We start from the raw sequence: 19,139 nt of genomic DNA on the forward strand, positions 1-19,139 counted from the left end.
GTGAGTGAAAAGAGCGCCATACCGATTGCGGCGTTCGGCACGGCGGCAAGAAGCCGGTCGAACCAAAAACGGCCATCTTTCATAAGCGGAACGCAATGGGATGCCTAAAAATGCAATGCGATGTCCGGATGCTGTCCCATCTTTTTTGTCCACACTGAACCGAACGACAGAAAGACCTTCGACCCTAGGCGTTTCGGGCTCTGGAAGGTGGCTTCAACGCTCGCGCAAACTATCCTGCAAGGCCTTTGTTAGCGGCTCGAAGAAATAACTGACGAGCCGCCGTTCACCGGTAATCACGTCAACCGTCGACGTCATGCCAGCCGCAAGCTTGATATCCCCCGCCGGCGAGCGGGGGATGGCCGTCAGCTTCAGGCGTGGCGTAAACCCATTGCTGCCGTGCGCTATCCTCCGGGTGTCGGCTCCGACGTTCGTGACCTCCCCCTTGAATAGCCCGTAGCGTTCGGCCGGATACGCATCCATTTTGACATGTGATGGGTGCGGAAAACGCTGCAACGGTGATGGCCTGCATCCTGGAGCGCGGCGGCCACATCAATTCGACCGGCGGCTATCTTCGTAACCTGACGCGGCGAGGCGAAAAGGGAGAATTCGCGATCGGCCCGACGCTCATAGCGTTCCTACGGGCAAACGCGCCAGACGGCCGAAAGGAGGGGTAGGCCTCCGGTCTCCACATGGGCGCTTATGGCCAGGTCCGGGGAATGGTCAGCGGATTTTTGAGGGCAGGGGATGGGGCAAGCCATATGTCGGACTGCTCGACATGCAGCACTTCAGCGGATCAGCCTTTGCTCCAGGAGGGCCTGGATTTCGCGCTCCGCGTCCTCGGCGAAAGGAGCACGACACGGCATCAGGATTGACTATCGGCCAGACGTTTGCGGATGCGCGCGAAGGATTCCCCAGCGGGGCGCGGCTTGCCCTCGTCGACCTGTCGGCTGGTGAGCGCGAGCACCTTCAGAAGCGCCAGCGTTTCCTCATATTGGCCGACACGCGCCTGCGCTTGAGATAGCAGATCGGTTTGATCTGTTCTGACCGCTTCATCTGCCTACTCCCTTTATCCAGAATATAGACGCCGCGGCGCTGCTCTCCAGCAGTTGATTTTCCCTTGGGGCGTGGACGCTTTTTTTCACTCCGCCGGTCCGAAAGAGAATGGCATTTCTTATAATAAAGTTTGTCTACTGATTTTATAGACTAAACTTTGCAACCAGTGATCGGATCGTGGTGCCATGTCCTATCTCCTCAGTCTTCTCGACAAAAGCCCGATCGAAGAGGGTCTTACCGCCGCGGATGCGCTGCGAGCCACGGTAAAGATTGCCGCCCGGGCCGAGGAACTCGGTTATCACCGTTTCTGGGTCGCCGAGCATCATAACATGTCCAATCTGGCGAGTTCCGCGCCTGAGGCGCTGATCGCCTACCTTCTCGCCAGGACGTCGAGGATCCGCATCGGCTCCGGTGGCGTGATGCTGCAGCATTACAGCGCCTACAAGGTTGCCGAAACCTTCAATCTTCTGGCTTCGCTTGCGCCCGGCCGCGTTGATCTCGGTGTCGGCAAGGCGCCGGGCGGCTTTCCGCTGTCGACACGCGCTCTGCAGGTTGCCGTCGATCCGTCCAGAAAGCCGGATTTTCCGAGCCAGCTTTCCGACCTCAACACTTATCTCGCCGCCGACCCGAAATACGATGGGGCGCAGGCAACACCTTTCCCGCCGACGCCTCCCGAACGTTTCCTGCTCGGTGCCAGTGTCGAAAGCGCCGAACTCGCGGCCGAGAAAGGCTGGGAGCTTGTTTTCGCCGGTCACCTCAACGGCGATCCGGACAACCTGCGCAAGACCTTCGAGGCCTATGAGCGCGCTTCCGGCGGCAAGCGACCGATTTTGGCGCTGGCGGCCTTTGCCGCCGAGAGTGAGGACTATGCCCGCGAGCGCGTCGGCAAGCTCCGTATCGTTAAAGTATTCCTGCCGAATGGCCAGACGGTCAGTGTCGGCAGCGAGGAACAGGCCGCGGAATTCGCCCGCCAGGCAGGCGTCACCGATTACCGCATCGAAGAAAAGGTACCGAGCGTGCTGCACGGCACAGCACAGCAGATCCGCAAGGAGCTGGACGAACTTCACCGGCGATATGGCGTCAAGGAATTCGTGCTCGACACGCCCGCGCTTTCGGCGGCCGAGCGCCTTGCCTCCATCGAGTTGCTCGCCAAGGAGCGGCTTTCTCTCGTCGCCTGACCGTTTCCAAGGAGGATTGATCCCATGGCTCAGAAACACGTCACGTTCGGCATCATGCTGCAGGGTCCCGGCGGCCACATGAATGCCTGGAAACATCCGAGCGGGCCGGCCGATGCCAGCGTCAATTTCGACTTCTTCGTCAAGACCGCGCGCAAGGCCGAGGAGGCGGGCATCGCCTTCGCCTTCGTCGCCGACGGGCTTTATATCAACGAGCAGTCGATCCCGCATTTCCTCAACCGCTTCGAGCCGATCGCCATTCTCTCTGCCCTGGCGGCTTCGACTTCGAAGATCGGCCTCGTCGGCACGGTCTCGACCTCCTACAGCGATCCCTTCACCATCGCCCGGCAGTTTGCATCGATCGACCTCATCAGCGGCGGCCGGGCAGGGTGGAATGCAGTGACCTCCCCGCTCGAGGGCTCGGGGCGCAATTACAGCCGCGAACATCCCGAACACGAGCTGCGCTACGAGATCGCTGAGGACTATATCGATGCGATCAAGGGCCTCTGGGATTCCTGGGACGACGACGCGTTCGTGCGCAATCGCGAGACCGGCGTCTTTGTCGATAAGACGAAGATGCATCGCCTCAATCACAAGGGCCGCTTCCACCGCATCGAGGGGCCGCTCAACATCGGCCGCTCCAAGCAGGGTCAGCCGGTCGTCTTCCAGGCCGGGGCTTCGGATTCCGGCATCAGGCTCGCCGGCAAACATGCCGATGCCGTCTTCACCAATGGTGGGCCTTTCGAGGAGGCGCAGGCCTTCTATCGGCAGCTGAAGGACAGTGTGATCGCACACGGCCGCCCGGCAGCCGAAGTCGGCATCTATCCCGGCATTGGACCGATTGTCGGCGCGACGGCCGAGGAAGCGGAAGTCAAGTACCAGGCGATCCGCAATCTCGTCACGATAGAGGAGGCGCTGCTCTATCTCGGCCGCTTCTTCGATCATCACGATTTCAGCGCCTATCCGCTCGACGAGCCGTTCCCCGAACTCGGCGATATCGGCAGGAACAATTTCCGCGCCACCACCGACCGCATCAAGAGGACAGCGCGTGAAAAGGGTCTGACGCTTCGCCAGGTCGCGCTCGATTCAGCAACGCCGCGCACGGCCTTCATCGGCACGGCCGAGCATATCGCCAATGAGATCATCCGCTGGGTGGATCAGGGTGCTGCCGACGGCTTCATTCTCGGCTTCCCCGTCATCGCCGAGGGTTTCGACGATTTTGAGAGATACGTTCTGCCGATCCTCACCGAACGCGGCTATTTCGACCCGGTCCTGAAGGGCGAAACGCTGCGTGATCATCTCGGCTTGCCCTTCCGCGAAAGCCGTTATGCGGCAGGTGCCGAGCAGGTCGAGCCCGGAAAGGCTGTCGGCGCCTGAGGCGCCGGCGAACCGCCATGGATATCATCGATCAAGATTCGCGCAGCAACGATCCGGTCGAAAAGGGCGTCGCCGGTTATCTCGACGAGATCATCGCGCTTCGCCATGACCTGCACCAATATCCGGAACTTGCGTTCCAGGAGTTGCGCACCAGCAAGCTCGTGGCATCCCGCCTTTCCTCCTGGGGCTACGAGGTGGCGACGGGCATTGCCGGAACCGGCATCGTCGCCACCCTCAAGCGCGGTGAGGGCAGGAGGCGGATCGGCATTCGCGCCGACATGGATGCCCTGCCGATCGAGGAGGCGACCGGTCTTGCCTATGCCAGCAGCAATCCCGGTGTCATGCATGCCTGCGGCCATGACGGGCATACGTCGATCCTGCTTGCCGCCGCCCGATATCTCGCCGAGAGCGGCAATTTCAGCGGCACGCTGCGGCTGATCTTCCAGCCCGCCGAGGAGATCGGCGCCGGCGCGCGCAAGATGATCTCGGAAGGCCTGTTCGAGCGGTTTCCGGTCGATGCGGTCTTCGGGCTGCACAATTGGCCGGGCGTGCCGGCGGGACAATTCGGTTTCGTCGCCGGTCCCGCCATGGCTTCGGTCGATCAGGCGATTATAAAGATCGTCGGCAAGGGCGGCCACGGCGCCGAACCGCACCGGGCCGTCGATCCGGTGCTGGCCTCGGCCTCCTTCATCACCGCCCTGCAGAGCGTCGTCTCGCGCAATGTCGATCCACAGGACATGGCGGTCGCCACCGTCGGCTCGATCCATGCCGGCTCGGCTTCGAATGTCATCCCTGAGAGCGTGGAGATGAAGCTCACCATGCGGGCCTTCAGCGAGGCGGTGCGCCAGCTATTGCAAGAGCGCATTCCAGCCCTTGCCCGCGCCCAGGCCGAAAGCTTCGGCGCCGAGGCGGAGGTGAACTACCGGCTCGGTTTTCCGGCGCTGGTCAACCACGCCAAGGAAACAGCCTTTGCCCGCGATGTTGCATATGACGCGCTCGGTCTCGCCGCGGTCGAGAAGGATTTCCGGCCGAGAACCGCGAGCGAGGACTTCGCCTTCATGCTGCAGGCAAATCCCGGCAGCTACCTCTTCGTGGGCAACGGCGACAGCGCGCCTCTCCACAGTGCCCACTACAATTTCAACGATGCGATCATCGCGCCCGCCGCCCGCTACTGGGTGCTGCTCGCCGAAACCTTCCTCACTGATGACAACGGGTGATGAACGATATGAGCGATACGTTTCTCTATACCAGCCCTCTCGACCCCCGCGCCAAGCCGCTGATCGATGAGTTGATCCACGAATATGACAGCCGCTACGGCACCTATTTCAATGCTGAAGGTGCTGCGGCCGAACTCAATCGCTATCCTCCTGAAGCCTTTGCCCCGCCTCATGGCAATTTTTTGCTGTTGATCCGGGACGGCGAAACTATCGGCGGCGGCGCCTTCAAAAACTATGACGAGCGCACGGCCGAGTTCAAGCGCATCTGGACGCGCTCCGATCTGCGCCGCCAGGGCCTTGCCCGCAAGGTGCTGGTGGAGCTTGAGGCCCAGGCCGCCCGCCAGGGCTATGCCCGCATCTATCTGACGACCGGTTTTCGCCAGCCAGAGGCCGTCGGCCTCTATCTGAACTATGGCTACACCGCTCTCTTCGACACGTCAGCCGATCCCGAAATCTACAAGAGCCTGCCCTTCGAGAAGGACATTACCCATCTCGCTGAGCCGGCTCTCGAAGATGCGGAGCCGCGCCTGCGTCTCGCCGGCGCCAATCACTGAAAACGGCAAAGACCGACAATCATAAAAGGGAAGCACAATGGCACTGACGACGGATTTTGCCGGCATCGACCCCGGCAGCAGAACGGCAGAATCGAAGGACTATTCCCGTTACCGCATCGTGCCGGCGCGCCATCCGGGCCGCCTGGCAGGCACGATCTTTGCAGCCTTCGTCATCGCAGCCGCGCTCTATTCCACCTTTACCAATCCGCGCTGGGGCTGGGGCGTCTTTGCCGAGTGGTTCTTTGCCGAACCGGTGCTCGTCGGCCTCGGCAGGACGTTGCTCTTGACCGTGCTTGCCGCCATTTCAGGTTCCATTCTCGGAACGGCTCTGGCGCTTGCCCGAGTTTCCAAGTCGCCGCTGCTCTCCGGTCTCTCCTGGGGCTATATCTGGCTGCTGCGCTCCATCCCGGTCATCGTGCTGCTGCTGATCCTGAACAATCTCGGCTACCTCTACGAGACGATCAAGATCGGCATCCCTTTCACCAATACGGTCTTCCTCGACTATCCCACCGTGCAGCTGCTGACGCCCTTTGCCGCCGCCTTCCTTGGTCTGACGCTCAACCAGTCTGCCTTCTTCGCGGAAATCGTGCGTGGCGGCATTCTCTCGGTGGATCACGGCCAACTGGAGGCCGCTGCCGCTCTCGGCCTGCCGCGGCGCCGCCAGGCTTTCCGCATCGTGTTGCCGCAGGCCATGCGCTCGATCCTGCCGACCGGCTTCAACGAACTGATCGGATTGGCGAAGAGCACATCCATGGTCTATGTGCTGGCGCTGCCGGAGCTTTTCTACACGGTCCAGGTGATCTACCGCCGCAATCTCGAAGTCATTTCGCTGCTGATGGTGGCGACCGTCTGGTATCTGATCATCATGACGGTGCTGTCGCTCGCGCAGCACTATATCGAGCGCTATTTCTCCAAGGGCGCGGTGCGCAATCCGACGCCGCTGCCCTTCCAGGCATTTTTCGAGCGCTTCCGTCGTCCGCTGCCGGTCTTGGAGACGGCGACCGACACCGGGCGTAAGGTCGGTTTCCGGGATGCGGCGGCGCTGCGCGCCGCGGGCGGCACGGTGCGCATCCATGGTATCTCCAAGAGCTTCGGCTCGCTGAAAGTGCTCGACGATGTCGAACTCAGCCTTCCCGCCGGCAGCGTGACGGCCATCCTCGGCCCCTCCGGTTCGGGCAAGTCGACGCTGTTGCGCGCCATCAACCATCTGGAGCGTGTCGATGAGGGCTTCATCTCCGTCGACGGCGATTTCGTCGGCTACAGCAGGAAGGATGATACGCTCTACGAGCTCAAGGAGAAGGATATCCTCAAACGCCGCGCCGATATCGGCATGGTCTTCCAGAGCTTCAATCTGTTCCCGCATCTGACCGTGCTCGAAAATCTCATCGAGGCGCCCATCCAGGTTCGCGGCGTCAGCCGTGAGGAAGCCGTGCAACTGGCGCAGGAGCTGCTTGCCCGCATCGGCCTCAGCGACAAGATCAACGCCTATCCCCGCCAGCTCTCCGGCGGCCAGCAACAGCGCGTGGCAATCGCCCGCGCGCTGGCGCTTCGCCCCAAGGTACTGCTCTTCGACGAGCCGACCTCCGCGCTCGATCCGGAACTCGTCGGCGAAGTGCTCGACGTCATCAAGGAACTCGCCCGTACCGGCACGACGCTCGTCATCGTTACCCATGAAATCGGCTTTGCCCGTGAGGTCGCCGACACGGTTGTCTTCATGGAAAGCGGCCGCATTCTGGAGGCCGGCCCACCGGCCCGCGTCTTCACGCAAGCGGAGCATCCCCGCACACGGGAATTCCTCGCCAAGGTTCTCTAGCGCCTGACAGCGCTGGCGAAATGCCGGGCCGCGACGGGCTGCTCCGGTTGACTGACAATAACCACAACCTAAAGATGAAATGGAGAAGGGGCATGACATTTAGAGATAGGGCAAGGCTTCTGATAGCGGGTGCCGTCACCATTACCGCGATCGGTTTCGGTTCCGCTCAGGCGCAGCAGAAATTCGATCTCAGCCCCGAGCAGCCGAACCGGCTGCGGGTGGAAAAGAACGAGAAGCGCATTGCCGAGGTCAAGGATTTCAAGTTCGTTGAAAACGGCGTCTTCACGGTCGGCATCAGCTCGAGTGGAAATCTGCCGCTGCACGACTATGCCTCCGATTCCAAGACGGTCATCGGTTATGACGTCGATCTCGCGCAGGCGGTTGCCGACAGCCTGGGACTGAAGCTTAATCTCGTTTCCGTCGCTTGGGCGGATTGGCCGCTGGGACTGACCTCCGGCAAGTTCGACGCCGTGATCTCGAACGTGACGGTCACGGAAGAGCGTAAGGAGAAATTCGATTTCTCGACCTACCGCAAGGATGAGCTGGGTTTCTACGTCAAGTCGGATAGCCCGATCACGGCGCTGAAGCAGCCTAAGGATATTGCCGGCCTGAAGGTCATTACCGATGCCGGCACCAACCAGGAGAAGATCCTGCTGGAATGGGACCGACAGAACGTCGCGGCCGGCCTGAAGCCGATCGAGGTGCAGTATTACGACGACGATGCGGTCAAGACTCTTGCGGTGCAGTCCGGCCGTGCCGACGCCGTCTTCAGCGTGAACGCAACACAAGCCTATTCGGCGGGGATCAACGGTAAGACCAAGCTCGTCGGCACTGTGAGCGGCGGTTGGCCGATCACCGCAGAAATTGCCGTCACAACGCGCAAGGGCAGCGGCCTGGCGGCGCCGGTGACCGATGTCGTCAACGACCTGATCGCCAGCGGCGCCTATAAGAAGATCCTCGACACGTGGAACCTTGGCCCTGAGGCGATCGACAAGGCTCAGACCAACCCACCCGGCCTGCCGAAAAGCGGTTCGTAACGTTGGTTTGGCGGACCGGCGTTACAGGGAAGCTGCCGGTCCGCTCCCGCTTCCCGATGCAAACGGAGACATATTAAACGTGACGATCCATCCAAAATCCCGCATCTTGCTCTTTGCAGCACTGGTGTCAGCATTGACTGGTTTCGGCTCCGCTCACGCGGCCGAGGATTTCGATCTCAGCCCGCAACAGCCGGGCCGGCTTCATGCCGCCAAAAACGATGCGGCGATTGCCGCGATCCCCAGGGAATTCAAATTCGTCACGCCGGGCAAATTCACCATCGCCGTCAGCCCCGGCGGTCCGCCACTTGCCACCTATGCCACGGATGCCAAGACCGTGGTCGGGGCCGACCCCGACTACGCTTACGCCATCGCCGACAGCCTCGGCCTGACGCTGGAGATCGTGCCGGTCGCCTGGATCGACTGGCCGCTCGGCCTCGTCTCCGGCAAGTATGATGCGGTCATCTCCAATGTCGGCGTCACCGAACAGCGCAAGGAGAAATTCGATTTCTCCACCTACCGTCAGGGCCTGCACGGTATCTTCGTCAAATCCGACAGTCTGGTCACCTCGATCAAGGAGCCGAAGGACGCCGCAGGCCTCAGGATCATCGTCGGCGCCGGCACCAACCAGGAGCGTATCCTGGTGAAGTGGAGCGAGGAAGATGTCGCCGCCGGCCTGAAGCCGATCGAGCTGCAATATTACGACGACGAGGCGGCAAGCCTTCTCGCGCTCAGGTCCGGCCGGGCCGACGTCATCGTCCAGCCGCATGCGCAGCTGGTCTTCATCGCCGCGCGCGATAAGAACATCAAGCGTGTCGGCACGTTGAGCGCCGGCTGGCCGGATCGTTCGGATGTCGCAATCACCACCCGCAAGGGGAGTGGGCTCGCCGATGCGCTGACCGTCGCCACCAACGGCCTGATCAAGGACGGCACATACGCAAAAATCCTCGACCACTGGCATCTTTCCGAGGAAGCCTTGCCTGCATCCGAGACCAACCCGCCCGGCCTGCCGAAATACTGATGGGATGGCACGCTTGGGCAACATATCCATCAGCCATATCGGCTTCCTCACCCCCGGCAACTATCCTGACGAGGATCCGCTGTCGGGATTGGAGCAGACGCTCCAGCAGCTGCAATATGGCGAGGATCTGGGCTTCGATAGCGCCTGGGTCCGCCAGCGGCATCTCGAGCCCGGAATCTCTTCCGCGAGCGCTTTCCTGGCGGCCGCGACGCAGCGCACCAGCCGGATCGAGCTTGGAACCGCGGTCATTCCGATCGGTTATGAAAGCCCCTATCGGTTGGCCGAAGACCTTGCCACCGTCGATATCCTTTCGCGCGGGCGGCTGAATGTCGGCGTCAGTGCCGGCCGGCCGTTACACGCCGATCTGATCGCGCCGCTCGTCTTCGACGGCGACTGGACGGGTTACGATTTCTCGCATGAGCGCGTGCTGCGCTTTGCCGACAATCTGCGCGGCAACTATCTCGGCGACGAGCAGACCTTGATCAAGACGCCGTTCGGGCCGCAGCGGCCGCGCCTGCAGCCTTATGCCAAGGGCCTTATCGACCGGATCTGGTATGGCGGCGGGTCGCAGCGCTCGGCCGAATGGGCCGGCCGCAATGGCTTCAACCTGTTGACGGGCAATGTGATAACGGGTGAGGGGACCGACGATTTCTTTACCGCGCAATCCAGGTTGATCGAAACCTTTCGCGCCGCCGGCACGCAGCGCCGTGTCGCGCTCGGCCGCGTCATCGTACCATTCGACAGCGCCGATGCGGCAACGCGGCGCCGATATCGAGACTATGCCGATGGCCGCCATGAACGGACGCTTTCGCCGCAGGGCGAGCGGCGCATCTTGTTTGCCGGCGATATCGTCGGCACATCAGACGAGATCTTGGAGCGGCTTTTCGCCGATCCGATCCTGCCCGCGGTCAGCGAGTTGAGGCTGGAGCTTCCTTACGAGTTCGAGCACGAGCAATATCGCCAGATCCTCCACGACTTCGTGACGACAATCGCACCGGAGCTCGGATGGAAAGAGCAATCCGCCATTCGGGCCGCCTCCTGAATATCTCAGCCACATCAATCGATGCCAGAACTCATCTCTTAGGGAAGATGCATCAGTGACTAAATCGGTAGAATATTTCTTTTCGATCGGCTCGCCCTGGTCCTATATCGGCTTCGACGCCTTTACCGAACTGGCGGCGAAGAACAAGGTTGCCATCACGCCCTATCTGACGACGGTGGTCGAAGAAAATGGCGGTATCTTCTCGCGCAATCGCCCCGAAATCCGGCGTGCCTACTGGACGCGGGATCTCAAACGCTGGGCGCGCGTGCGCGGCAAGGAGCTACGGCTCGAACATCGTCCTGAATTGAGCGATCCGACACCGGCGTCCCTCTTCGTCATCGCGGCCTATCTCAACGGACAGGATTGGATCGGCGTTGCCCGCGCCCTGCAGCATGCCTTCTGGAGCGAGGCTAGGGATATCGGCAGGTCCGACGTGCGCGAGGCGATCGTAAACGCCGCAGGGTTCGATGGCGCAGCACTGCTCAGACGGCAGGCCGACGACGATGTCCAGAACAAGTGGTCGGCCGACCGCCTGCATGCGCGTGACAGCGGCGTCTTCGGCTTTCCCACCTATGTCCATGATGGCGAGCTCTATTGGGGACAGGACAACTTGCCCTTCCTCGAACGTCACCTTCGCGGCGACAGGCCTTAGGCTTTGGGTTGAGCAATCCAGCCGGAGTTGAGACGGATTTTTTCCGATAAGTCTATAAAATAGATAGGTATTATTCCCTACTGCCGATGCCCTGCGATAGATTGGTGTGGTTGATGGGGAAATCACACGCATGCTCGACAGGACTTCGCAGGCCGCCGGGACCATTGTTTCCACGCGTCCGACGGAATGGCCGACCGTCATTCTCGCACTCGTCATCCATGGCGGATTTTTTGCGCTCACCTGGTGGTGGCAATCATTATCGCCTGTTGTAGCGATCATCGTTGGAGGCTGGCTGATCGCCTGGCACGGATCGCTGCAGCACGAGGTCATTCACGGCCATCCGACCGGAAAGCAAGGGATAAACGACGCGATTGGGTCGATACCGCTGTCGCTCTGGCTGCCCTATCCGATCTATAGGGAAAGCCACCTGGAGCATCATCGCGACGAATATCTGACTGATCCGATCGAAGATCCGGAATCGTCCTATTTCACCAAGGCTGCCTGGGAACAGCTCGGCGCGACCGGCAGGCTGCTGGCGCGGTGGAATACCACCTTGTTCGGCCGGTTGACCATCGGTCCCGCCGTGATGCTTTTGAGTTTCCTTGGACAGGAATGGTGGCTGATCCGGACGAACGAACCGGGACGGCGACGGATATGGGCAGAGCACGGCATCGGCGTCGCCGCCCTCCTTTGCTGGGCGATACTCGTCTGCGGCGTGCCGCTGTGGCTCTATCTCGCTTTCATCTATACGGGTGCTGCCATGACGCGGCTCAGATCCTATGCCGAGCACAGATATGCCGACAGCCATGAGGAACGCACCGCCATCGTCGAAAACAGCCGTCTCTTCGGCCTGCTGTTCCTCTACAACAATCTGCATGTTCTCCATCACCGCCGGCCGGGCATCTCCTGGTATCGTCTTCCGGAGGTCTATCGCAAAAACCGCGAAACGCTCGTCCAGTCGAATGGCGGGCTTGTCTATGACGGCTATTGGGACATTGCGCGCCGGTTTTTCCTGAAGCCGCACGACGATCCGACGCATCCTCATCATTCATAACAATGACGGCGCCAACGCATCCAAGGGTCACCGGCTGAAGCGTCGGCACTGTCGCTGCGCTCGTGACTTGGATGACAGCACTGCAGAAGCTCACTCCAATCGCCTGTCCTGAGCCTCACGCGAAAGCGGGGCACGGCTGGCGACGCGAGCGTCGCTTTACCCAAGCGACTATAACGGAGGAAATTCCGCTATCTTGGTAAGTTTGCGCAATCCCATCGAAACCGTTCCATTCTATTGGAGGAAAAGATATGGGAAGATTTTTTTACATTGCTTACCCCAATTAGTCGTTTTATCTCCCGCTTCATTGAAACGCGAAACGCCGCTGTATTGATCGGAGAGAGACAATGAACCCCGCCATGAACATGATGCCGATGATGAACAACATGATGCCTGCCATGATGAACCCGATGATGGGTGGAATGATGCCGATGATGTCGGGCATGCCCATGATGAGCGGGATGCCGATGATGAACGGCGCGATGATGCCGATGATGGGCTCCATGCCGACGATGATGATGATGGGCTCCATGAAGTGCAGCATGACCGCCGAGGGCATGGTCTGCGAAATGAAGCCGATGGAAGGCATGGACAAGGACATGTTCATGGAGTGCTGCAAGCGCATGATGTCCATGATGTCCGGCGGCATGCCCGTCATGATGAACTGCGGCGGCATGATGATGTGCTGCATGATGGCCGCCTAAGCCATCTCCAGCGCATCTGAAAAGATGCGCGGCGCTGTCAGGAAACGACCGAGAAGCCGCCATGTTTGGCGGCTTTTTTTGCGTCAGACGCGAACGTCTTCGAGGTAGGTCGTAACCAGGTAGAGGATCGCTTCCGTTCCCGTCATGTTGCGGTAGACATGGGGCACGTCTGCATCGAAGAGGAGGGCGTCGCCTTCACCCAGGATATGCGGCGTCTGCTTGCCCGCAATGATTTCGACGGTGCCCTGGGCAACGACCAGATTTTCGACCGTTCCATGCTGATGGGCATCGGCGTTTTCGGTATGATGCGGAGCGATCCTGAGTTCGTAGAATTCCACCTTCCGCTCACCTTCGAACGGGAAGAGAGCCCTTGTCCGGAAGCGCCCCTCGGAGGAAGCGAGGATCTTTGATCTTGCCCGCGGCACGGCAATGATCGAGTTTTCAGCGCGTTCGGCGATCAGCGCTGCGCAGGGAATGCCGAGCGCAAGCGCGATCTTCGAAAGAATGCTGAGCGTCGGGCTGCTTTTGCCCGTCTCGATTTGGCCGAGCATGGCGCGGCTGACGCCGGCGATCTTTGCCAGCCTGTCCAGGGAATAGCCGCGGCGGGTGCGAATGCGCCGCAAATTCTGTCCTGTCTGAGCGGTGATCTCGTCGGCGGTGTCTCTCGCTTCACCGTCGGAAAGAAGCGCTTGATCAGACGCCATATCCCGCAATGCCCATCGCCATGACCGGGACGAAACCCCAATATGGCATCCACATCAGAACAGGCTGCATCGCAAAGGATACCGGAGCGGCTGCCTTGGACGCATCAAGCGCATCTTTGCTGCGTGATTGCCGATAGGCCTGGAAATCGATGACATCAGCCGTCTGCACTGGCATGAAACACTCCCGCTAAATCTATAAGGAGTGTATGTTTTCGCCGGCTCAAAAGGCAGGGCGTGTGATCCAATCGTACCGCTGAACCGGAAATCTTATACCAATTATATTCAAGCTTGCGGCAAAGCCGTTTGGTCAGATTGGGCGGGTCGGTGGCGCGGATACTGACATTCTAATTCCGCACACCGGCTTTCTTCACCGCCGCATGAAAGCTGAGCTGCCATCATGGTGGCGCAAGCCTCTGCTCATTGAGATGGCGGCCTCATGACCAACTGGCTGATCCTTTAAATCAAAAATCGGTTCGCGAAATTTGCGCGATGTGGGGCTTTTTTCACCCGGGCCGGTTCTCCGTTGTTTACCGCAATGCCGTTCGGCGAGTGTCCGAAGGAGACGCGTATGCGGGCAGCAGCGGTACAATCCACACACTGACCAGATCCGCGGGGCTTTTTGCGGAAGCGACTAACGACCGCCGCAGGCTGACGACAGAACGAAACCTGTGGCCGGCAGAATGCGAAAGTACCCGGCTCAAGATCGAGCTCTCCCGAAATTGTCATCGGAAGCGCAGCTTATGCGTGCCGAAGCGGTGACGAACGTTTTTTTCAACGACGCGAACAAGGAGAGACACATGTTTCTTTAATCTATCAATTTTGTAGACAATAGTTGAGGCAACCCAAAGAGAGGAAAAACCATGTCAGGTTTCAAACTCGTCGGCATTGCTGGCAGCTTCAACCGCCCATCGAAAACACTTGCACTCGTCCGGCACGTCGCTGACCGCGCGAGCATTCGTTACGGATTTACGAGCAAGACCTATGATCTCAACGATGTCGGCCCGTCGCTGGGCAGCACCTTGTGGCGCAAGGACCTCGACGAGCAGGCCAGGCGTGTCGTCGACGAGATCGTGCAGGCCGATGCCCTGGTCATCGGTTCGCCGACCTACAAGGGCTCTTATCCCGGCCATTTCAAACACCTGATCGACCTGATCGACCCGCACGAACTCCGGGGCAAACCGATCATCATCACGGCGACAGGGGGCGGTGATCGGCATGCGTTGATGGTCGAGCATCAGCTTCGGCCGCTGTTTGGTTTTTTCATGGCCCATACATTGCCGACTGCCGTTTACGCGTCCGATCGCGACTTCACGGACTTTGCGGTCTCATCCGATCCGCTCCTGGCCCGCATCAACGAAGTGGTCGGCGAATTGGCGGCCTTCTTCCCGGGTGCAAACCCGGCGCTGGCGGCGGCCGAATAAGGATCGTCGCCATGGCTCGATCCCAGGAAGCGACAATTACCGATGCCGAAAGGCCGGGGGCAGGCGATCAACTGTGGAGCGTCTTCGAATTCGCCCGACGATACCGTCTCGCCAAACGGGAGGAGAACCGCCTGCTGATGCTCTACGGACCAACAGCATCGCTCCGCGATCTTCTCGCCAACGCCCAACGTCATTCGCTGATTTCCTAACCTATCGATCCCAGGAGGTTCGCATGAAGCTTGATTTTCACGTCTGGCTGAAACTCGTGATCGGCCGCCTCTTCCATGCAAAGGCGCGGGAGCCTGTAGTTGCGTCATTTGTGCGGGACGACGAACGCGATCGGTCCGCGCGCGAATACGAACTTCACTATTGGGGCGCGTTGCCCGGGCTTTGGTATTGAGGAGGTGGCGTGATGGCAATCGTCGTTGAGACCGACCTCGGTCGGCACGGTGCGAGAAGAGCAACGGGCAGCTTAATGTCGCAATTCAGGCATGCGGCCGGAATCTGCACGGTCGCCGGCTCTTTCGCATTCCTGTTCGCCCTGGTGATCGGGCTGATCCAATGAGCGATGTACTTATCCTCCCCGGCCTTTTCGGCTCGGGCGAAGGGCATTGGCAACAGCACTGGCTGCAGGATCAGCCGGACAGCCGTTGCGTTACCCAGGACGATTGGGACCATCCGAACCTCGACAGCTGGCTGCCGCGGCTGGAAAGTGCGCTGGAAGAGGCGGGCGAGGCCTATCTGGTGGCCCATAGTCTCGGATGCCTGCTGGCCGCCCGACTGGCCGGGCGAAGTGCGGCACGTCACGTGAAGGGGGCATTGCTCGTTGCTCCATGCGATCTGCCGGTCACGGAAAATCTGCATCCGGGGCAGATCTCGTTTGGCGACATGCCGACAGCCGCTCTGCCATATCCGAGCATCGTCGTCGGCAGCATGAACGATGCGTACATGACGGTCGACCGGTTGACCCTGTTCGGCCGCTTATGGAACGCCGAAACCAGGAATATCGGCCTCGCCGGACATATCAATGTTGCCAGCGGCTTTGGCCGCTGGCGCACAGGCTACCGGCTGCTAGAGACCTTGAAGACGCAGACGCGTGGTCGAAGGCATACCGTCGCCATGCCGCCAGCCTTCGCGATGTGAGTGGAACGGAATGTCCGACATTGTCGCCGATCTCCTGCGTCTCAGCGAAGATCCGGATGCCGATCCGAGGAGCAGGCGGCGGCAGACGATGGAGCGCCTGGTGCAGGCGCTGCTTGCCATGGCCGATAGCGGATTCGGTCCGGACGATGTGCAGAGCCGCTATTCGATCATCCATTTGACGACGATCATCCGCGATATGACCGGAAGGATCGCCGAGGCAGACGATGCGACATTCCAGGCAATCGTCAGGGAGGCGGCGATGCTGATACGCAGCTTGGAGCGCCGCCGAACCGACGCGGCCAGGTTTACGGTGCATTGACACCTGAACCTTTGGAGCAGGAGCACGCGGCGATCCTGCGGGGCGAAGAAGTTCGCGCCCCGCTTTAAGCGGGTCGCCAGCTTTCAGATTCGCTTCTCACGCTTTAGAGCTTGCCCTTCCACGGCACGAGGAAGGCCTCCAGAAAGCGGATGACGGCCGAGAAGGTGAAGGCGCAGACGGCGATGATGCCGATGCCGACGAAGACGACGTCGGTCGCCAGGAACTGCGAAGCCGACATGATCATGAAGCCGATCCCGCGCGTCGAGGCGATCAATTCGGCGGCAACCAACGTACCCCAGCCGACCCCGAGTGCAATACGGATGCCGGTGAGAATCTCGGGCATGGCGGACGGCAGGACGATATCGAGGAACAGCTGCAGCCGGCTTGCGCCTAGCGAACGCGCGGCATTGACGCGCTCGATCGGCAGCGAACGAACGCCGGCCTGGGCCGAGAGGCAGATCGGTGCGAACATCGCAAGCACCAGCAGCGTGATCTTCGACGTCTCGCCGATGCCGAGCCAGATGATCATCAGCGGCAGGTAGGAGAGCGGCGGAAGCGGCCAGTAGAATTCGATCGGTGCGTCGAGTACGCCCTTTGCCCAGCGGTTCAAGCCCATGAGCAATCCGAGCGGAATGCCGGCGGAGACGGCGATGAGAGCGGCGACGACGATACGGAACAGGCTCGCAAAGACATGCTCGGAGAGCGACGCTCCGGCGTAACCGTCGCGATAGATAGCGCCGATCTGTGTGAGCACCTCGTCCGGGCGCGGCAGGAAGAGGTGTGGAACGACACCGAGCGCGGATACAACCCACCACAGCAGCAGTATGGCGAGCGCGGTGGCAACGCTGATCGCCACCGTCGATTTGTCGCCGGCGCCGAAGCCTGCCATTTTCACCAACTTGACCTGATGGTTCTCTATATCGGCCGCAATCGGCGGGGCCTGGACTACATCGCTCATGCGGCGCTCCTCAAGTCTTCGGTGCTGTGGAGAATGGCGCGGATCTCCTCGCGCAGCTCGGCAAATTGCGGGGACGCCTTGATCGATCGGGCGTCGCCGGTTTCGGCGAAGCGGTTAATGAAATCGAGGTCGAAGCGCGCTACGACGCGTCCCGGCCGCGGCGACATGACCAGGACCTGCGTGCCAAGGAACAGAGCCTCTTCGATCGAATGGGTGATAAAGAAAATCTTTTTTGCCGTCTTGTCCCAGATGGACACCAGCAGTTCCTGCATCTGCTCGCGCGTCAGGCTGTCGAGCGCGCCGAACGGTTCGTCCATCAGCAGGATATCGGGATTTGTCGCGAGAGCTCGGGCAATGCCGACGCGCTGCCGCATGCCGCCCGACAGCTCGTAGGGAAAAGCGCCGGCGAATTCGGCAAGGCCGACGAGCCGGAGAAGTTCCAGGGCGCTTGCCTGGCGCTCCTTCCGGTTTACGCCGGCGAATTTCAGGCCGAGCGCGACATTGTCGACCACGGATTTCCAGGGCAGCAGCGAGTCCTTCTGAAAGACGACGCCGCGATCAGCACCCGGTCGTTCGACCGCGCGGCCATCAAGCGTGATCCGGCCTTCCGAAAGCGGAAGGAACCCGGCGATCGCGTTGAGAAGGGTTGACTTGCCGCATCCCGATGCTCCGAGCGCCACGACGAAGCCTCGTTCGGGAATATCGAAGGAAACGCGATCGAGCGCATGAACCGTCCGCCCGTCGCGGGCTGAGAAGAAAACGCCGGCGTGATCGACTTTAAGCATGTTGCCCGCTCGCAAATTAGACGCCGGCGCGGCAAGCCGCGCCGGCGTCGGGGAGGATCAGTTGCTGACGCCGGTGAGCGCGTCGGCGGTGACGAAGGCGCCGTAATCGGCCAGGACGTCGGAAACCTTGCCCTGTTCCTTCAGGAACGATGCCGTGTCCTTGAGAATCTTGCCGGCGCCGGCCTTTTCGCCGCCGCCGAGCCAGGCGTCCGATGCCTGGACCTCAGGCGTCAGAAGGGTCAGGTTCTTCAGGGCCGATGCCTGCTGGTCCGGCGTTCCGCCGAGAAGCTTGGCGAGCGACTTGGCGTTGTCGCTATCGGGACCCCAGGCGGCTTTGTCCGAGGCGAAGGACGCGTAGTATTTGTTGATGACCGAAGCGAAACCCTTCAGGAATTGCGGGTTGTCGGTGGCAAACTTCGAGGTCGCAACCCAGGCCGAGAAGGTCGGCGCACCCTTGTCCGCCACGTCCTTCGAGGTGACGAGAACCTTGCCGTTCTTCTTCAGTTCGGTCAGTGCCGGATCCCAGACGAAGCCGCCATCGATGTCGCTGCGATTATAGCTGGCGACGATCTCGGGCTGCGGGATTGCGAAGACCTGCACGTCCTTTTCGGTCAGGCCGAGCGATTTGATCAACGCCAGCAGCTGATAGTGGTCGGTGGAAACCGGCGCGGCGGCAAGCTTCTTGCCCTTGAGGTCATTCAGGCTTTCGATACCGGAACCGTTGCGAACGACGAGAGCCTCGTCGATGCCCGAGATGGAGGCGAGGTAGAAGGCTTTGACCTCGAGCCCGCGCGATACCGCAGCCGCAAACGGGCTGGAGCCGACATAGCCGACCTGGACATCGCCCGAGGCAATGGCCGCAAAGATCTCGGCGCCGGAATTGAACCTGCGGAAATCGATGTCATAGCCCGTCGACTTGGCGAATTCGCCATTGGCGATTGCTACCGAAGACGGCAGGGCGTCGGTCTGATAGCCGACGACTACCTTCTTGTCCGCCGCCTCAGTGACAGCAGCCGCTGCAAGAGTGCCGACGCCGATAGCGATCGCGGCAACCAATTTTTTGAAATTCATCTTGAGCCCCTTTGTTTGAGGGCCACCCGGCCCCCTTAATCTCAC

At 60.7% G+C, this 19,139-nt stretch carries 23 protein-coding genes and 3 pseudogenes; 18 read left to right on the forward strand and 8 right to left on the reverse strand.

Annotated elements, in window-relative coordinates; translation table 11 throughout:
* Positions 1-213: 213 nt before the first annotated feature.
* Entirely contained in the window at positions 214-480 is a 267-nt protein-coding gene (locus EFQ99_RS19015; protein ID WP_126922556.1) for a putative HlyD family type I secretion protein, read from the reverse strand.
* 8 nt (positions 481-488) lie between these two features.
* Here EFQ99_RS19015 and repC point away from each other — a divergent pair.
* Positions 489-674: pseudogene (gene repC / locus EFQ99_RS19020) on the forward strand (replication initiation protein RepC); the annotation flags it as partial.
* A 188-nt stretch (positions 675-862) separates the two neighbouring features.
* Here the strand turns inward: repC and EFQ99_RS19025 are convergent.
* Positions 863-1,053 (reverse strand): annotated as a pseudogene (locus EFQ99_RS19025) (hypothetical protein).
* Between the two features lie 185 nt (positions 1,054-1,238).
* Between EFQ99_RS19025 and EFQ99_RS19030 the strand changes: the two are divergent.
* The 10 genes from EFQ99_RS19030 (at position 1,239) to EFQ99_RS19075 (ending at position 11,992) form a co-directional block, all read left to right on the forward strand.
* Complete coding sequence (locus EFQ99_RS19030; protein ID WP_126922557.1) at positions 1,239-2,231, forward strand: LLM class flavin-dependent oxidoreductase; 993 nt, start codon at positions 1,239-1,241, stop codon at positions 2,229-2,231.
* Between the two features lie 24 nt (positions 2,232-2,255).
* Positions 2,256-3,605 carry an LLM class flavin-dependent oxidoreductase gene (locus tag EFQ99_RS19035; RefSeq protein ID WP_126922559.1) on the forward strand — a complete coding sequence of 450 codons (1,350 nt, stop codon included), beginning with the start codon at positions 2,256-2,258 and terminating at the stop codon, positions 3,603-3,605.
* A gap of 17 nt (positions 3,606-3,622) precedes the next feature.
* Positions 3,623-4,822, forward strand: a complete 1,200-nt coding sequence (locus EFQ99_RS19040) for a M20 aminoacylase family protein (protein ID WP_126922561.1) — start codon at positions 3,623-3,625, stop codon at positions 4,820-4,822.
* On the forward strand, positions 4,819-5,376 hold the full coding sequence (locus EFQ99_RS19045) for a GNAT family N-acetyltransferase (protein ID WP_126922563.1): 558 nt from the start codon (positions 4,819-4,821) through the stop codon (positions 5,374-5,376). The genes EFQ99_RS19040 and EFQ99_RS19045 overlap by 4 nt, the downstream gene beginning before the upstream one ends.
* A 37-nt stretch (positions 5,377-5,413) precedes the next feature.
* Entirely contained in the window at positions 5,414-7,189 is a 1,776-nt protein-coding gene (locus tag EFQ99_RS36005; RefSeq protein ID WP_126922565.1) for an amino acid ABC transporter permease/ATP-binding protein, read from the forward strand.
* Positions 7,190-7,281: 92 nt separating this feature from the next.
* On the forward strand, positions 7,282-8,226 hold the full coding sequence (locus EFQ99_RS19055) for an ABC transporter substrate-binding protein (protein WP_126922567.1): 945 nt from the start codon (positions 7,282-7,284) through the stop codon (positions 8,224-8,226).
* Positions 8,227-8,305: 79 nt separating this feature from the next.
* Positions 8,306-9,244 carry an ABC transporter substrate-binding protein gene (locus EFQ99_RS19060; RefSeq protein WP_126922569.1) on the forward strand — a complete coding sequence of 313 codons (939 nt, stop codon included), beginning with the start codon at positions 8,306-8,308 and terminating at the stop codon, positions 9,242-9,244.
* A 4-nt stretch (positions 9,245-9,248) separates the two neighbouring features.
* Positions 9,249-10,286 (forward strand): LLM class flavin-dependent oxidoreductase, encoded by a 1,038-nt coding sequence (locus tag EFQ99_RS19065; protein WP_126922571.1) that lies wholly within the window; start codon positions 9,249-9,251, stop codon positions 10,284-10,286.
* Positions 10,287-10,341: 55 nt separating this feature from the next.
* Positions 10,342-10,938, forward strand: coding sequence for a 2-hydroxychromene-2-carboxylate isomerase (locus tag EFQ99_RS19070; protein WP_126922573.1), 597 nt, complete (start codon positions 10,342-10,344; stop codon positions 10,936-10,938).
* 130 nt (positions 10,939-11,068) lie between these two features.
* Positions 11,069-11,992, forward strand: coding sequence for a fatty acid desaturase (locus EFQ99_RS19075; protein ID WP_126922575.1), 924 nt, complete (start codon positions 11,069-11,071; stop codon positions 11,990-11,992).
* Positions 11,993-12,293: 301 nt separating this feature from the next.
* On the opposite strand, the gene EFQ99_RS19080 is transcribed toward EFQ99_RS19075, so the two are convergent.
* The 3 genes from EFQ99_RS19080 to EFQ99_RS19090 form a co-directional block, all read right to left on the reverse strand.
* Positions 12,294-12,647, reverse strand: a complete 354-nt coding sequence (locus EFQ99_RS19080; protein WP_245441532.1) for a hypothetical protein — start codon at positions 12,645-12,647, stop codon at positions 12,294-12,296.
* Positions 12,648-12,776: 129 nt separating this feature from the next.
* The gene (locus EFQ99_RS19085) at positions 12,777-13,397 is read right to left on the reverse strand and encodes a helix-turn-helix domain-containing protein (protein WP_126922579.1); all 621 of its coding nucleotides are present in this window, start codon (positions 13,395-13,397) and stop codon (positions 12,777-12,779) included.
* Complete coding sequence (locus EFQ99_RS19090) at positions 13,387-13,572, reverse strand: hypothetical protein (protein ID WP_126922581.1); 186 nt, start codon at positions 13,570-13,572, stop codon at positions 13,387-13,389. Before EFQ99_RS19090 ends, EFQ99_RS19085 begins: the two co-directional genes overlap by 11 nt.
* 263 nt (positions 13,573-13,835) lie before the next feature.
* Between EFQ99_RS19090 and EFQ99_RS35610 the strand changes: the two are divergent.
* The 7 genes and pseudogenes from EFQ99_RS35610 to EFQ99_RS19110 form a co-directional block, all read left to right on the forward strand.
* Positions 13,836-13,998, forward strand: a pseudogene (locus tag EFQ99_RS35610) (helix-turn-helix domain-containing protein); the annotation flags it as partial.
* 259 nt (positions 13,999-14,257) lie between these two features.
* The gene (gene msuE, locus EFQ99_RS19095; protein WP_126922583.1) at positions 14,258-14,818 is read left to right on the forward strand and encodes an FMN reductase; all 561 of its coding nucleotides are present in this window, start codon (positions 14,258-14,260) and stop codon (positions 14,816-14,818) included.
* Between the two features lie 11 nt (positions 14,819-14,829).
* Entirely contained in the window at positions 14,830-15,027 is a 198-nt protein-coding gene (locus EFQ99_RS19100) for a hypothetical protein (RefSeq protein ID WP_126922585.1), read from the forward strand.
* A gap of 23 nt (positions 15,028-15,050) precedes the next feature.
* Positions 15,051-15,218: a hypothetical protein gene (locus EFQ99_RS35090; RefSeq protein ID WP_164736407.1), complete on the forward strand. Its 168-nt coding sequence runs from the start codon at positions 15,051-15,053 to the stop codon at positions 15,216-15,218.
* Positions 15,219-15,230: 12 nt separating this feature from the next.
* Complete coding sequence (locus tag EFQ99_RS35095; RefSeq protein ID WP_164736408.1) at positions 15,231-15,383, forward strand: hypothetical protein; 153 nt, start codon at positions 15,231-15,233, stop codon at positions 15,381-15,383.
* The gene (locus EFQ99_RS19105) at positions 15,380-15,961 is read left to right on the forward strand and encodes an RBBP9/YdeN family alpha/beta hydrolase (protein WP_126922587.1); all 582 of its coding nucleotides are present in this window, start codon (positions 15,380-15,382) and stop codon (positions 15,959-15,961) included. Before EFQ99_RS35095 ends, EFQ99_RS19105 begins: the two co-directional genes overlap by 4 nt.
* 10 nt (positions 15,962-15,971) lie before the next feature.
* Complete coding sequence (locus tag EFQ99_RS19110) at positions 15,972-16,280, forward strand: hypothetical protein (protein WP_126922589.1); 309 nt, start codon at positions 15,972-15,974, stop codon at positions 16,278-16,280.
* A gap of 103 nt (positions 16,281-16,383) precedes the next feature.
* Here the strand turns inward: EFQ99_RS19110 and EFQ99_RS19115 are convergent, their stop codons facing one another.
* Genes EFQ99_RS19115 through tauA form a run of 3 tightly spaced genes read right to left on the reverse strand, consistent with a single transcriptional unit; the run spans position 16,384 to position 19,094 of the window.
* Complete coding sequence (locus tag EFQ99_RS19115) at positions 16,384-17,238, reverse strand: ABC transporter permease subunit (protein WP_126922591.1); 855 nt, start codon at positions 17,236-17,238, stop codon at positions 16,384-16,386.
* Positions 17,235-18,023 (reverse strand): taurine ABC transporter ATP-binding protein, encoded by a 789-nt coding sequence (locus EFQ99_RS19120; protein ID WP_126922593.1) that lies wholly within the window; start codon positions 18,021-18,023, stop codon positions 17,235-17,237. Before EFQ99_RS19120 ends, EFQ99_RS19115 begins: the two co-directional genes overlap by 4 nt.
* A 57-nt stretch (positions 18,024-18,080) precedes the next feature.
* The gene (gene tauA, locus EFQ99_RS19125; RefSeq protein ID WP_126922595.1) at positions 18,081-19,094 is read right to left on the reverse strand and encodes a taurine ABC transporter substrate-binding protein; all 1,014 of its coding nucleotides are present in this window, start codon (positions 19,092-19,094) and stop codon (positions 18,081-18,083) included.
* Positions 19,095-19,139 lie beyond the last annotated feature (45 nt).

The sequence above is a fragment of the Rhizobium vallis genome (assembly GCF_003985155.1).
Classification (GTDB): Bacteria; Pseudomonadota; Alphaproteobacteria; order Rhizobiales; family Rhizobiaceae; genus Rhizobium; species Rhizobium vallis.